Raw genomic sequence first — 13264 nt, forward strand, 5'->3', positions numbered from 1 at the left:
CCACCCACGCGCCGACGATCAGCGGCCATCACGGTAGTCGCCCGCGTGGCGCTCGGCGTATTCGGGATCGGACGTGGCCTCGTAGCTGCGCTGGTCGGCCCAGGCATCGAGGTCGGACACCGCGTACATGACGCGGCGGCCGAACTTGCGGAACTTGGGGCCGCCGCCGATCACCCGCTGCTTCTCCAGCGTGCGCGGCGACAGCCGCAGGTAGTCGGCGGCTTCGTCGTTTGTCAGGTAGCGTTGAGGCTGCGAGGTCGCAGTGACGGCAGCGGCGGCAGGCCGCGAGGGAGCAGGTCGCATGGGATGTACCTCCATCAAGCCCGGCCACACCACGCGGCCGGATAGAGGCACTCTCAAGAAAGCAAGGCTTCTTGCTAAGGGACGATTCGCACGGGTCGAGAAACGTCCCCCCTAATGCGACGGGAACATTGGAAGCTGCGCTAGTCGGCGGTAGCCGCCGTGCATCAGCTCATCGCCGCGGCGTACCAGCCGCCGTACGCGGGCACGCAATGCACTGTCTTTGTGCCAGTCGGCCGCGACGGCATCCGCGCCGAACAGACCTTCGCCCACCTCGCGCAAGGAGGCTCCCGCGAGGGTCGCGTCGAGCGCTTGCAAGGTATGCAGTTCCAGCAGCGCGGCGGGCGTGGGGCGGGAGCGGGCTGTTGCCACAGGCGTGGCCACGGTTGCGGCAGATAGCGCATCCAGCTTCGCAGCGAGCGTGCGGTAGCGCGCACAGGGCGTGGCGCAGGCGCGTGTGGCGTAGAGATAGGCCGAACCATCTTCCAGGTCGGGTGCGAGTGCCAGCCGAACGCAGCAGCCTGGCCAATGCGATACGAGCACCAGGCGCTTGCCGTCGTGGGTCAGTTGCTTGCGCCCAGGAATGCGCCAGAACTCGAAGGTATGCGCATCGGGTGGTGGGTCGGCGTCGGGGTATAGCTGCACCACGGCATCGTGATCGGGGAACCAAGCAGGATGTGCGTCGCGCGCATCCAGGCCGGGATCTTCCAGCAGGCGCAGGCCCCAGGCCTGCGCCGCATCAGGCTTGCGACGCCGGCGTAGCCAGTCGCGCCGGTAGCTTGGATTCCTGCGCAAATACTCCCAAGCCAGCGCTGGGCCATCGAGGTGCAGCGTGTAGAGATACGCGGCCGTGGGATACCAGTGTTGGCTGCTGCGGTCAGTCATGGCGAAACCTCCCTGTTTCTGGGAACGTCGCCACAATTCCGCTGTGCGGGAGCTATCGAATCGCCATCAAGTGGTCATCAAACTCGGGTTACGCTTTAACTGCTGGTGTCAAGACAGATTCGCTCCAGTGCATTGCCGAAATCGTCTAAATGCGACGACTGCACCGCCCGGAAATGGGGTGCAGCATTGAACACCGTGCCGAATCTCGCGCCTGGCATCATGACTGTTTTGGTCAGGAGCGCACCACCCTGGTGCAAGCATGCGGATCAAGACTTGCCAGGTCTTGGCTAAGACCGAAATAGTCACAATGCGATACTTTTTGCCTGGTCGCGCTGGAATGCGTCAATCGGTGATCGAACCGTTTTCCTGAGCCAGTCGAACGTATTCCGACAGCGGCCGCGTCGGCTGGAAATACCGATCTCGTATCACGGGCTGCTTGAGCGGCCCGACGATGGACGCCAGATCGGACAGCTTCACCGTCGCCAGGGCAGGCATCCCGATCCCGAGGTCGATCAGGCCGTAGGCCGTATCGCCATCGGTCGGATCGAGCGCGGCCAATAGCCAGGTCGCATGTGCGTCCGGTGTGAACAGGCGCACCACGGGCAGCGGGTCACATTCCTGGCCTGCGGCGCGGGTGAGGCCGTGGGCCAGTAGGTGCACCCGGTCTTCCTCGGTGACAAGCGTGGTCAAGGCCGCGCCCCTTCCACGAACACACGCAATCGCCGAGGCGCATCTGTGCCTGCGGACGGATGCACGTATGCGCAAGCGCACGAAGCCGCAAAAGCGGAGAGGCACGAAGGCGTATTGGTGGAAGTCAGGAAAGACACGGATGCGGTTCCCTGGGTCTGAGGAAATCCGCAGATGCGGATCTCCGTAAAAGCACGGAAAAGGAAAACATCACCACCAAATGAACACTATAGATTGTAGTCCTATAGGGCGCAATGGGCTGTCATCTTGGTTTTTTGGGGAAACCATAGGTGGCAGCGAAGAACTCATTGGCAGCGGCGATTCGGACGGTAAGGAAGGCGCGTGGTTTGAGCCAGGAAGCGTTCTCCAACGTGTCCAGTCGCACCTACATGAGCACGCTGGAGCGCGACCTGAAAAGCCCAACCATCCAGAAGCTGGCCGATCTGTGCGAGGTCATGGAAGTGCATCCGCTCACGCTGCTCACATTGGCTTATGCCGGTGACAGCACCCGCGAAGCTGATGAATTGCTGGCACAGGTGCGCCAGGAACTCAGGGCGATATTGGAAGAGCCCGACACGCCTTAGCGCGTTGGCGTGTGGTACTGAATTGCAGCAAGCGGAGCGCGCAGCGCCGCAGGCGCGAAGGCGTGAGGGATTGAAGCCGGATGGCCGTGACGGCTTGCCGGCACGGGGCGAAGCCCGAAAGCCCGGCGGCGCTTACAGCGCCGACACGCCACACACCGCTCGTTGACACGGATTGCGAGCCACAAGGCACGCATGCAGGCCCGCCGTGACGGGCGTATCCAGCACGCGGCAGCAGCAGAAATCCTGCGCGTGCGGTGCTGCGATCAGCAGCATCGCGCCCCGCCGCAGTGGGCGGGACGCGGTAAGCGGCTGTCAGGCCGCCTTCGGCTTGTTGCGCGACCAGATCAGGTCGTGCGTGCCGTCCTCGTTCTCGATCAGGCGGGCATAGACCGTCGCCGGGAACGAAGGGTCGTCGATGGATACGGACAGGTATTCCCGCCCGGCCTCGCTGGTCTTCTTCCACGCTGCGCCGACTTCGTGGCCAGCCGCTTGCAGGTGGAAGTCGGGGGCGTTCTCGGTGTCGCCCTTGTCGTTGGGAACCAGCTTGACCTTGACGTTGAGCGTCAGGGTGCGAAGCGTGCCGGTGAAGCCGTCTTTCTCTGCGGTGAAGGTGCCGATGTTAGCCATGATGTTTCTCCTTTCGGGTTGAACAAGGTCGCGCCAGTGCGTCCTTGTTGTGATCCGGCCGGCGGGGGATGGGCTGGTCGCACCGCACAGCGGTCGCAACAACGTGGAGAACCTGGAAGCGAAAAGAATTTGTCCCGCGAGGAATGCGCGCAGCGCAGGGGAAATTGTTTTCGCTGCAAGGTTGCGGCCATCAAGCACAAGGCGCAGCCGCGCCACCGCCAGGATTCACAACAAGACAAGGACGCACAGGCCGCCCGCTCCCGAATGGAGACGTGGCCAACTCGGCATCCCCGCGTGACGGCTGCACCGGCTTGCGCCCTGACGCGGGCCAGGTCAATGCCCCGACGACAAGGCCAGAGCGCCCCTGCCGCAGCTCACGGCCACATACTGAGGCGTGGTGTGGAAGCTCCATAGAAGCGAGGCTGGGCGGCGTGTCGGTGAACCGTCTTTCGTGACGTACAGACAACGAACCGCCAGCGTCGGGGACGGCACGCTTTCGTGCAACCTGCCGCAGCAAGCCGGGGCGTAGCCACACCAGCCCCGCCCATTGCGGCGGGGCTCGGTCGAATCGTTGGCGGCGCGATGCGCCGCCACACTTGCTGGCTTCGTGGATTTCGCGCACGAGCGCCCTTGTGCGTGGCCCCATCGCCGCCTGTCCGAAGGCGGCGATGGGGCGTTTTGGCTTTGAGCAGTGAAACCGGGCGCGGCCACCGCCGCGCCCGGAGTTTTCGACCACCGGCCCCAAGGCGGCACGGCTTGGGGCCGGTGCGGCTCGTTATTCCTTGGTTTCGATGATCCACCACACGGCGCGCGGCAAGGCGCGGCCCGTGAGGGGATGCAGATCGGTCAGGTCGGCGCGGGCCGTCCAGCCACGCGGCGGACGGTAGCCGCGCACGTCGCCGTCGCCGTGCCAGCGGCGGGCGCGCACCGTGCCGGAGGCATAGGTCGCAGCTATGCGGGGGCGGTTTGCGGGTTGGTGGGTCATGGCAGGCATCCTCAACATGAAGCGCCCCGGCCGGAACCGGGGCGCTATCTACGGTGCGAAGTCACGCGGCCAAAGCCTCGGCCTGCGGCTGGTCATCCGCCACGGCGGCCACTTCTTCCTGTGCTTCGGCTTCGCCATCCGCCGGCGCGTCCTGCCCGGTCTGCTGCGGGCCTTCGGAGCGGAAGATGGCGGGCATCCAGCCGGTGCCAGCGGCCAGCCGTTCGGCTTCGCTGGCAATGTCGCCCTTCTTCAACTTCGCCAGTCGGGTGACGTGCGAGGGCGCGAACCCGCCAACGGCTTCCAGAATCGCGGCCTTCGGCACATGCCGGAAGTAACCCTCATTGGTGGGCTGCCACCACGCGGCCATATCCAGCCCCACGGCCTGCGCCAGTTCCGCGCCGGGCTGGTGCGGCGTGGCGCGAGGCGTCACCACGTCCACCGTGGAAGCTAAGCACACGGCCAACAGCCGCACCAGTTCATCCTGTGATTTCGCCAGCAGCGCGGCGAACAGTTCGGCGCTGTCCTCCGGCAAGGTTTCGCCTGCCACCTGTTGCAGTTCGCGCAGCGCCACGGCGGCGGGTGATTCCGGCCAGTCCGGGGCCATGCCTTCCAGCCGGTCTTGCACCGTGAGGCGCACACCCAGCGGCAGGTCGTGCCCGTAGTGCCTTTCCTGCAAGACGGTCTGCACCATGCCATGCACCACGGCGGCCAGCGCTGCTTGCGGATGCCGTGCAACTTCGATTTGCAGCGCAGCGGTACGGTGCGCGCTCAACCGCTGCGCCAGTCGGTCAGACATGGCGGCGGTCTTGGGCTGCTCGTCGTCCTCGCCTGCGTCCTCGTTCGCGGCTTCGCCTTCGCTGCCGAAACCCTGCCGCAGCCGCTCCAGCGTGCGCAGTGCCTTGGCCTCCGCTTCGCGCAGCAGCCCGCGATGAATCGCGGCCTGCCCGTCGCGGTCGATGGTGACAATGGCACCGGCTGCGGCCTTCACGTTGGCCGCATAGTCCAGCAAGCCATCTTCCAGCGCCTGCAACTGCTCGCCCAGGCGTTCGCCTTCTTCCTGCAAGGCATCGGCCTTTTCCTCGTCCTCGTCGTCCAGCGCGGCATCCACCGCCTCGGCCAGTTCGTGCAGCTTGGTTTGCAGCTTCTCGATGCGCTGCGCGTCGCGCTTGTTCGGACTGCGGCGTTCCCTTGGCGCACGCTGGAAGGCTTGCAGATCGGCATGGGTCATGCCCGGCGTGGCATCCACCCACGCCCAGCCCTCGGCCTGCACCTTGGCGGCGATACCTGCCAGCTTGTCCTGCGCCAGCCGTTCCAGCAGTGCGGCATCGGTCAGATACACGCCTTTGTCGCCCTCCGCGAACAGGTCGCGGCGGATGCCACCGCCTTCCTGCTCGTAGCCGTCCAGCCCGACAAAGCGCACCAGCGGATGCCGGTAGGCGTCGATTTCGCGTTCGGTCAGGCGGTCGCGCAGGTTGTGCGGGCCGCGCTGCCATGTGGGCGCATCGTAGAACGCGGCTTCCTGCGCAGCATGGTCGTCGGTGATGGCGAGGGCCATCAACTGGTCAAGGCTCACGGCCTCGGCCCGGTAGTCGGCCAGCAGGCGCGGCGACACGTTGGCGAGTTTCAGACGGCGCTGCACCACCAGCGGCGTGACGCTGAAATCCGCTGCAATGTCCTCGATGCTGCGGCCTTCGGCCACGAGCGCGGCGAACGCCTCGAACTGGTCGGCGGGGTGCATGGCTTCGCGCTGCACGTTCTCGGTGAGGCTGGCCGTGCGGGCGGTGCCATCGGCCACCAGCAGGCAAGGCACCTCCCATTCCTTGCTAATGCGGTGCTTTTTCGCCAGCAGCTTCAACGCTGCGAGGCGACGGTCACCGGCCACGACCTCGTAATGCTCGCCATCGGCGGCGGCAATCACGATGAGGTTTTGCAGCAGGCCGACACGCTGGATGCTGGCGGCGAGTTCGGGAATGGACATGCGCGGGGTCTTGCGCACGTTGCGGCCAGTGGGACGCGACACCAGCCGCGACAGCGGAACCAGAATCAGGTTCTTGGTCGGATCAGCGGCTTCCAGCGGGATAGCGGCGGCGGTGTTGATGGCGCGGGCTTCGGTTTGGGTAACGGCGTTCATGGTGATAACTCCTATCGGTTCAGGGATGCAGCAGCGAAGAAAGCGACAAGGGCTGCTGCCTGCCCCTGCCGCGTGGGGATTCAGGCTTTCAACTGGCGCATGCCATCGGCCAGCAGCCAGAGGGCGCGATTTAGTCGGATGTTTTGGTCGATGCCCTGCACCGGGCGGGTTTGCTGTCGGCGCCCGTTGGCGCTGCGGCCACGCAGCCCGCCTTGGGTCAGGTTTTCTTGGGTGCGGTTGAACACGCTCCACAGGTCGGGGCGGCGGTCGTCGAAGCGGCGCGGCATCAGGATTTGCGATTCCGTGATGGGCGCGGGCTTGTCGGGGTCGTCGTACTTGAGGGCGAGCGCGGCGCGGGCGAACACTTCGGATTCGCCATCGTCCAAGGTGATGCCGCGCATGGCATCGCGCGATTCCTTCACCCGATCGAAACCGCTCAAGACTTCGTAAGCCCCCTCAATGACCAGACCGGCCACGTCGCCTTTATGGGGCACTCGCACATCGGCCACGGTGTTGCCGCAGACAAGGCCATTGCTGCACACGAACCGGAACATTCCGGCCAGCATCTGATAGCTGCTGGTGCCGTCGTGCGAGTTCAGCAGCACGATTTCGTTGGCCTCCGCGCCGTTGATCTGGCTGGCATGGCGCAAGCGAATCATGTGTTTGGTGTGCTCGCGCTTGCCTTCGTCGCGCACGCGGGTTTGCGTCACCATGAAAGGCTGGAAGCCTTCTTTGCGAAGCTCGGTCAGCACGGCGGCGGTGGGGATATAGGCGTACCGCTGCGAACGGCTCTCGTGCGGGGCATCCGCGAAGATGGACGGGGCCACGCGGTGAATCTGGTCGTCGGACAGCGGGTAATCGCTGCGCAGCGAGGGGGAGCGGAAAGCGAAACGGGATGCGAGTTGCATGGTCTTTCTCCTGACAAAAGAGGTTTGCTGTTCACACCGCACACCGGATTTCTAGATTCGGAGCCCAGCCTTTCGGCTGTTTGGTGCGGTCGGCACGAGGAACCCGGTTGGCCCTGTTGCCACCGTCTTTCCTGAGTTCATCGCCCGCGCCCAAAGGAGCGCGCGGACGGGGGCCGTCAAGGAGCCAAGCGCAGGGTTGGTGCGGCCCGCAGGCGCAGCCGAGGACACGGCCCTGCGCGCCTTGACGGCACACGGTCGCGGGCTACGGTCGCGGGTAAGGTGATGAAGTCAGGGGAGACGGCTGGACAAGGCAACGGCCATCCCTTTGTGCTGACCGCACGCAAGCGAAGCGCGCAGGCCCGAAGCTGGAAGCCGGGCCGTAGGCGTCAGCGATGCGGAAGGCTGGCGAAGCCAGTCCCGCCAGGGATGAGCGACTAGCGAACCTGGAGCAGCGCGATCCGCGAAGCGGAGACGCAAGAGGACTCTTCGTTTACCATTTGTTTCGCAAGCAAATGATGGGAAAGCAAGAACACGGAGATATAGAGATGATTGTCTGCATCAACCGCCTCAAACAGTTCGGAATCTTCAGCGACTTCAATGGAACGAAGATCCAAAAGTTCGGCCGGTACAACCTGGTCTATGGTTGGAATGGAACAGGCAAGTCAACGTTATCGAATCTATTCTCTTGCTTTGAGCTTCGCTCGATGGTTCCCCGCTTCAGCACGGGCCAATTTTCAGTAGTTCTGGAGGATGGCTCAACGATCACGGAATCCACACTCCACTCATCCCAATTGAATATTCATGTTTTCAATCAACGCTTCGTGCATGAGAACATTGATTGGGACAAATCCGTAAAGAGCATCCTTCTTATTGCGAAAGAGAAGATTGATGACTTGCAGAAGCTGGAGAAGCTGAAGAGCGAGCTTCAGTCGAAAAAGAAGGCTCACGACGACAAGCAAAGCGATATCAAGAAGCAGCGTGAGGCATTAGAGAAGTTCCTGACCAATGCTGCCAAGAAAATGAAGCTTGGACTTCAGGCGATTGATACGAGCGACAGTTATTACTTGAATTACGACCGCCGCAAGCTCTTCAACTTCATACAGAATAACGGCGAGACAATTATCAAGGCGGAGTCGGTTCTTCCAGATGAGAGGGTTATCGACCTTACGAATGCCGCCAAGCCAGATCAGCTTCCAAGCATTGCTTTCGCCTCAACGGCCATTGAGCCGGACTACTTTAAGAAAGCGGCGGGCCGCATCAGAGATTTGATTGGGACTACGGCGGTCAATCAAGCAATCCAGCGGCTGACCGATAACCCGGAAATCCGCGAATGGGTTCAAGCAGGCTTGGAAATCCATAAAAACCACGACTCGCAATCCTGCGAGTTCTGCGGCTCTCCGTTCGCCCAGCTTCGTGCCGAGGCGCTTGCTGCCCACTTCAGCAAGGAGTTCACGGAGTTTCAGAGCCGACTTCAGAACGCGGCGACATGGATTGAATCTCAAGGCGCTCCAGCTAATCAGTTTCCCGCATCGACCGAGTTTTATAAAGAACTATCGGCCGAGGCAGAGAAGCTTCAAAAGGACTACGCAACTGCTGCTGAAAAGATCGACCAGCAAATCGACGCCTGGCGGGAAGCCCTGAAGGCCAAGATCACAGACCCTGGGAAGACAGACATTCAGATCTCGGATGTGGTTGAAGACGATGTCACCAATTTCAATGACATCCTGAAATCGATTGTTGCTCTCGTTGGAAAGCACAACAATAAGACTTCAAATTTCAAATCTGAGACCTCAAAAAGCAAGGTGGCACTGGAGCTTCACTTTGCTGCGGCTGAGGTGCAAGAGTTTGACTATGCTGGAAGTGAGAAGAAGTGCAATGACCTTGAGTCAGAAGCAAAGAACGACCATAAGGAAATTGAAAAAATTAGTCTAGAGGTCGGAGCCATAGAAGCGGCGCTCTCGAATGAAACGGTCGGGGCAAAGGAGTTCAATGACATCCTGCATCGCTTCATTGGCCGCTCTGAGCTTTGCCTGAACTTCAATCAGAAGAAGAAAGGCTATGAGATCATCAGAAACGGGGTTGGTGAGCACGATGGGAATTTGAGCGAAGGTGAGAAAACTGCGATTGCATTTGTCTATTTCATCACGAAGCTCAAAGAAAATGGAAATAACATCAAGGATACGATCGTCGTCGTTGACGATCCGGTCTCAAGCTTTGATTCTAATCACTTGTTTCACGCCTACTCGTTTTTGAGAACGCAATGCACTGAAGCCAAGCAACTTTTTGTGCTGACTCACAACTTCACTTACTTTAAGCTAGTGAGAGACTGGTTCACTGGCACCAATAGGAATCGAGTCAAAAAAGGCAACGCCGAGAATTGCTTCTTTTATCGCCTGGATGCGCCACCTGGCTCCCCTCGTCACTCCCTACTTGTGGATGCCGACGACTCACTCAAGAACTACGGTTCCGAGTACCACTATATCTTCAAGAAGCTCTACGAATATAGGGCGCACACAACACTCAATCGAGATGAGGCGTTCTTGACCGCCAACCTCGCCCGAAAGCTTGTTGAATCGTTTTTCACCTTCAAATATCCAAGGCGTCGAAGCGACATTAGTCAATTGATGGAGGCTGGCCTAAAAGATTGCACCATCACGACACCAGAGCTTAAAGAAAAAATCTACCGCTTTATCAATAAGTATTCACATAGCGACGTTATTGAGATAACAGAGGAATCCGCAGAAAACTTGGCAGGCGAAAGCCACAGCGTCATCGGGAACATCTTCCAGTGGCTGGAAGAGGTGGACAAGAAACATTACGACGAGATGATTCAGGTTGCGACGGCCTGAGCATCAGGCCGCGAGGGCCATAGCTATGCCACCAGGCGCAGCAAAAAGGGGCCGAAGCCCCTTGGGCTAGATCAGCCCATGCTCGGCGAACGATGCCGTTTCGTTGCCCGCAACGATGATGTGATCGAGCACGCGCACGTCCACCAGACCCAACGCTTCCTTGAGCCGCTGGGTCAGCGCCCGGTCAGCCGCGCTCGGCTCGGGGTTTCCGCTCGGATGGTTGTGCGAAACGACGACCGCCGCCGCATTGAGCCGCAGCGCCTCCTTGACCACTTCGCGCGGATACACCGACGCACCGTCAATAGTGCCGTGGAACATCTCCCTGTATTCGATCAGACGATGGCGCGTATCCATGAACAGCACTACGAACACCTCATGCTCGAAGCTGGCCAACTTTGTACGCAAGTATTCCTTGACCGCCGCCGGCGAAGTGAACTCTGCTCCGCGCCGCATTTTCCGGTCAATGACCTGGCGCGCAGCTTCCAGAATGTCGTCGGCCGATGCCGGTAGATAGCGCCCGTGCGCGTCGCGCACCAGCAGACAGGAATCGAACGAGGGAAAGGACAGTTGCGACATGATCGTGCTCCGGTTGCTCGGGCGGAATTGCCCGGAACCGGCGGCAGCACGGCGCAGCGCAAGCAGTCAGGGGTCGCAGACGGCCGCCAGGACGCAAGCGCGCATGGCGCGCGCCGCCCTTGACGGCGAGAACGCCGTGATACGGTGAAGGGAACAGCAAGACCGCCCACACCCGCCCACTGCACAGAGTCGATTTTTGGCAAGCGGAGCGCGCAGGCCCGGATCAACGAGCCGGGACGGAGGCGTCAGTGATGGAAGCCCGACAGGGGCGAGACTCGCGCAGCGAAGCTCGATGCGCAGCACGACAGCGCGACGGCGGCACGCCGGGACGCCCGACTGCTTGGGACAGGACTACTCGTTGTCCGTCTTGCGCTGCTCGATTTGCAACTGCGCCCGTTGCGTTGCCTGTTGCAGCCGCTCCACCAGCACGCCCCTCGGCGGCAAGGCGGTCAGATACTCGGCAACGTGGATGCCGGACTTGTCCAGCTCCAGCAATTCGATCTGCTCGCGCTTCTTGCCGGTGCAAAGGATGATCCCGAGCGGCGAGGCTTCCTCCGGCTCCCGTTCGTGCTTGTCTAGCCACCGAAGGTAAAGCTCCATCTGCCCTTTGTAGGCCGCCTTGAAGTCACCTACCTTCAACTCCACCGCAACCAGCCGCCGCAGCTTGCGGTTGTAGAACAGAAGGTCAAGGTGGAAATCCTCGTCGTCGATCGGAATGCGCTTCTGCCGGGCGACGAATGAGAAGCCCGCGCCCAGCTCCAGCAGGAAGGACTCCATTTCACGGATGATCGCCGCTTCCAAGTCGCCTTCCTGCCAAGTGTCCCGCAGGCCCAGGAAGTCGAGGATGTACGGGTCGCGCATGACCAGGGCCGGCGACATGCGCTGCGCATCGCGCAGGGTCGCCAACTCCTGCGCTATGGTTTCTTCCGGCTTTTGGGAAAGCGCCGTGCGCTCGTACAGCATCGAGTCGATACGCTCGCGCAGCGTCCGCACGCTCCAGCGTTGGGTGCTGGCCATCTGTGCGTAGTAGTCCCGCTGGAGCGGGTCTTTCAGCGGCATCAGGGCGATGAAGTGCGTCCAGCTCAATTCTCGTATCAGTGATACGAGAATTCGCTCGTCGGGGAAGGTGGCGGCGAACTGCACCATGCGGCGCAAGTTCTGCTCTGCAAAGCTGCTGCCGTACTCCTCCACCAACTGCGCAGCCAAGGTGGGCAGAACTTCCTTGCCGTAGGCGCCCCGGCGCCTGTCCAAGACCTGCGTGTGGATGCGTTGGCCGATGCGCCAGTAGAGCATCGTAAGCTCGCTATTCACCGTCGAGGCGGCGCGCAAGCGCGCCGCCTCGATCAGTGCCCGAATGTCGCCCAGCAGCGCCGCGGGCGCTGCGAGCGATGCTGCTGATGGCCGGCGCCCGTTCATGCCACCGCCTCCGCAAGCTGCCGCGCGCCCGTGATGGCTTGGCGGCGGCTGGCCACCAGCTCGGCCGCCTCGCGCACCGGCTTGTCCTCGGTGTGGACGTAGTGCATGAACATCGCCACGGTCTTGTGGCCCGTCAGCTTCATTCCCACTTTGGTCGGCACACCGGAATTGGCAATGTCGGTGGTCGAGCGATGACGGATGCCGTGCGTGCCTACGTGCGGCACGCTGGCGGCCTTGAGCGTCCGGCACCAGCCGCCATAGTGCTCGCCAAAGGTCAGGTGCTTGGCCGGGTCGTTCGGCGACGGCAGGACGTAAGGGCAGCCTTCCAGACGCGGCGCCGTCGAAAGCAGCCGATAGGCTTCCTCGCTCATGGGCTTGGAAATGCCGCCAACCTTGCTGTCGGGCCACACCACGCGCCGGTTCTCGAAGTCCAGCCAGCTCCATTCGAGCGGGCAGATTTCGGAGCGCCGCGCCGCAAACTCGAATTGCAGCCGGATCGCCAACGGGATGACGTAGTTCTCCAGCCCCTCCGCCTCCAGTTTCTCCAACTGGCGGAAGATCCGCACCATTTCCTCGTCCACGATGAGCCGGGTTTCCTTGCCCGGCGGGTACATCGGGACGTGGCGGCACGGATTCGTGCCGTCCGGGCGGAAGCCCCAGACTTCGGCCAAGTTGAACATCTTGCGCAGCACGCCGAAGGTCTTGTTGGCCTCGGTCGGCTTGTAGGCCAGCTTTTCCATGAGCCCCGCAATGTCGGGCCGCTTCACGTCATGCACCTTCTTGCGGCCCAGCAGCGGGATGATGTTGCGGTCGATGACGCCCTGGTAGCCGTCCTGCGTGCTGACCTTGTTGCGCTTCTTGGAGTAGTCCTCCATGAACTTTTTGCACAACTCGGCCATCGTGGGCGCCTTGCGCGCCTCGGCCTTGGCACCGCCGGGATCACCACCCCGGCGAACCTCGGCCAGCCAGTCCTGCGCTTTGACCCGCGCCTGTTCGACGGTTAGCTCCCCGTAGAGTCCCAGCGAGGGCTTGCGGGGCTGGCCAGAGTTCGTGCGGTACTGGAGCATGAACACCCGGCGTCCCGTCGAGGTAATCTTGCAAAGGAAGCCGGGCACGACGGTATCCCGTAGTTCGATGTCCTTCGCCTGGGGTTGCGCCGACTCTACGGCGGTCTTGGTGAGCTTGATCTTTGCCATGATGACTCCTTGGAACGACCCGGATTCCAGGAGCCAGATAGGAGCGGCGCGAGGGAGAACCGGGTCAAGTTTCAGAAAGCACCGGCATATGATGGAAGCGCGTAAGCTATTGATAAACCT

General features: G+C 61.8%; 12 protein-coding genes. 2 read left to right on the top strand and 10 right to left on the bottom strand.

Going from position 1 to position 13264, the window contains the following annotated elements; all coding sequences use genetic code 11:
* Window positions 1–18: 18 nt before the first annotated feature.
* The 3 genes from LU688_RS20420 to LU688_RS20430 all read right to left on the bottom strand — a co-directional run bounded on the left by LU688_RS20420 (window position 19) and on the right by LU688_RS20430 (window position 1875).
* Window positions 19–303, bottom strand: a complete 285-nt coding sequence (locus LU688_RS20420) for a helix-turn-helix transcriptional regulator (RefSeq protein ID WP_001247107.1) — start codon at window positions 301–303, stop codon at window positions 19–21.
* 111 nt (window positions 304–414) lie between these two features.
* Entirely contained in the window at window positions 415–1185 is a 771-nt protein-coding gene (locus LU688_RS20425) for a DUF2285 domain-containing protein (RefSeq protein ID WP_003092318.1), read from the bottom strand.
* 342 nt (window positions 1186–1527) lie between these two features.
* Window positions 1528–1875: a DUF2958 domain-containing protein gene (locus LU688_RS20430; RefSeq protein ID WP_016487838.1), complete on the bottom strand. Its 348-nt coding sequence runs from the start codon at window positions 1873–1875 to the stop codon at window positions 1528–1530.
* Between the two features lie 287 nt (window positions 1876–2162).
* On the opposite strand from LU688_RS20430, the gene LU688_RS20435 reads away from it, so the two are divergent.
* Window positions 2163–2456 (top strand): helix-turn-helix domain-containing protein, encoded by a 294-nt coding sequence (locus tag LU688_RS20435; protein ID WP_006379425.1) that lies wholly within the window; start codon window positions 2163–2165, stop codon window positions 2454–2456.
* 312 nt (window positions 2457–2768) lie between these two features.
* Here LU688_RS20435 and LU688_RS20440 read toward each other — a convergent pair whose 3' ends face one another.
* The 4 genes from LU688_RS20440 to LU688_RS20455 all read right to left on the bottom strand — a co-directional run bounded on the left by LU688_RS20440 (window position 2769) and on the right by LU688_RS20455 (window position 7107).
* Window positions 2769–3083: a DUF736 domain-containing protein gene (locus LU688_RS20440; protein ID WP_001273857.1), complete on the bottom strand. Its 315-nt coding sequence runs from the start codon at window positions 3081–3083 to the stop codon at window positions 2769–2771.
* Between the two features lie 775 nt (window positions 3084–3858).
* Window positions 3859–4068: a hypothetical protein gene (locus LU688_RS20445; protein WP_022580212.1), complete on the bottom strand. Its 210-nt coding sequence runs from the start codon at window positions 4066–4068 to the stop codon at window positions 3859–3861.
* A gap of 61 nt (window positions 4069–4129) precedes the next feature.
* A complete protein-coding gene (locus LU688_RS20450) occupies window positions 4130–6199 on the bottom strand; it encodes a ParB/RepB/Spo0J family partition protein (RefSeq protein WP_000994919.1) in 2070 nt (689 codons plus the stop codon).
* A gap of 80 nt (window positions 6200–6279) precedes the next feature.
* Window positions 6280–7107, bottom strand: coding sequence for a DUF932 domain-containing protein (locus tag LU688_RS20455; protein ID WP_003092327.1), 828 nt, complete (start codon window positions 7105–7107; stop codon window positions 6280–6282).
* A 545-nt stretch (window positions 7108–7652) separates the two neighbouring features.
* On the opposite strand from LU688_RS20455, the gene LU688_RS20460 reads away from it, so the two are divergent.
* Window positions 7653–9956 (top strand): ATP-binding protein, encoded by a 2304-nt coding sequence (locus LU688_RS20460; RefSeq protein WP_006379607.1) that lies wholly within the window; start codon window positions 7653–7655, stop codon window positions 9954–9956.
* Window positions 9957–10022: 66 nt separating this feature from the next.
* On the opposite strand, the gene radC is transcribed toward LU688_RS20460, so the two are convergent.
* From radC to LU688_RS20475, 3 genes are all read right to left on the bottom strand, one after another.
* Window positions 10023–10532 carry a RadC family protein gene (radC, locus tag LU688_RS20465; protein WP_003092330.1) on the bottom strand — a complete coding sequence of 170 codons (510 nt, stop codon included), beginning with the start codon at window positions 10530–10532 and terminating at the stop codon, window positions 10023–10025.
* A gap of 351 nt (window positions 10533–10883) precedes the next feature.
* The gene (locus LU688_RS20470) at window positions 10884–11948 is read right to left on the bottom strand and encodes a PDDEXK nuclease domain-containing protein (protein WP_003092331.1); all 1065 of its coding nucleotides are present in this window, start codon (window positions 11946–11948) and stop codon (window positions 10884–10886) included.
* Window positions 11945–13144: a tyrosine-type recombinase/integrase gene (locus LU688_RS20475; protein ID WP_001062689.1), complete on the bottom strand. Its 1200-nt coding sequence runs from the start codon at window positions 13142–13144 to the stop codon at window positions 11945–11947. The genes LU688_RS20470 and LU688_RS20475 overlap by 4 nt, the downstream gene beginning before the upstream one ends.
* Window positions 13145–13264 lie beyond the last annotated feature (120 nt).

It is taken from the genome of Pseudomonas soli (genome assembly GCF_021283165.2).
GTDB lineage: Bacteria > Pseudomonadota > Gammaproteobacteria > Pseudomonadales > Pseudomonadaceae > Aquipseudomonas > Aquipseudomonas soli.

Bases quoted from the DNA above. Each gene is read 5' to 3' on its own strand.
- LU688_RS20440 (WP_001273857.1), bottom strand. From the start codon at position 3,083: ATGGCTAACATCGGCACCTTCACCGCAGAGAAAGACGGCTTCACCGGC.
- LU688_RS20420 (WP_001247107.1), bottom strand. From the start codon at position 303: ATGCGACCTGCTCCCTCGCGGCCTGCCGCCGCTGCCGTCACTGCGACC.
- LU688_RS20470 (WP_003092331.1), bottom strand. From the start codon at position 11,948: ATGAACGGGCGCCGGCCATCAGCAGCATCGCTCGCAGCGCCCGCGGCG.
- LU688_RS20460 (WP_006379607.1), top strand. From the start codon at position 7,653: ATGATTGTCTGCATCAACCGCCTCAAACAGTTCGGAATCTTCAGCGAC.
- radC (WP_003092330.1), bottom strand. From the start codon at position 10,532: ATGTCGCAACTGTCCTTTCCCTCGTTCGATTCCTGTCTGCTGGTGCGC.
- LU688_RS20425 (WP_003092318.1), bottom strand. From the start codon at position 1,185: ATGACTGACCGCAGCAGCCAACACTGGTATCCCACGGCCGCGTATCTC.
- LU688_RS20445 (WP_022580212.1), bottom strand. From the start codon at position 4,068: ATGACCCACCAACCCGCAAACCGCCCCCGCATAGCTGCGACCTATGCC.
- LU688_RS20450 (WP_000994919.1), bottom strand. From the start codon at position 6,199: ATGAACGCCGTTACCCAAACCGAAGCCCGCGCCATCAACACCGCCGCC.
- LU688_RS20475 (WP_001062689.1), bottom strand. From the start codon at position 13,144: ATGGCAAAGATCAAGCTCACCAAGACCGCCGTAGAGTCGGCGCAACCC.
- LU688_RS20455 (WP_003092327.1), bottom strand. From the start codon at position 7,107: ATGCAACTCGCATCCCGTTTCGCTTTCCGCTCCCCCTCGCTGCGCAGC.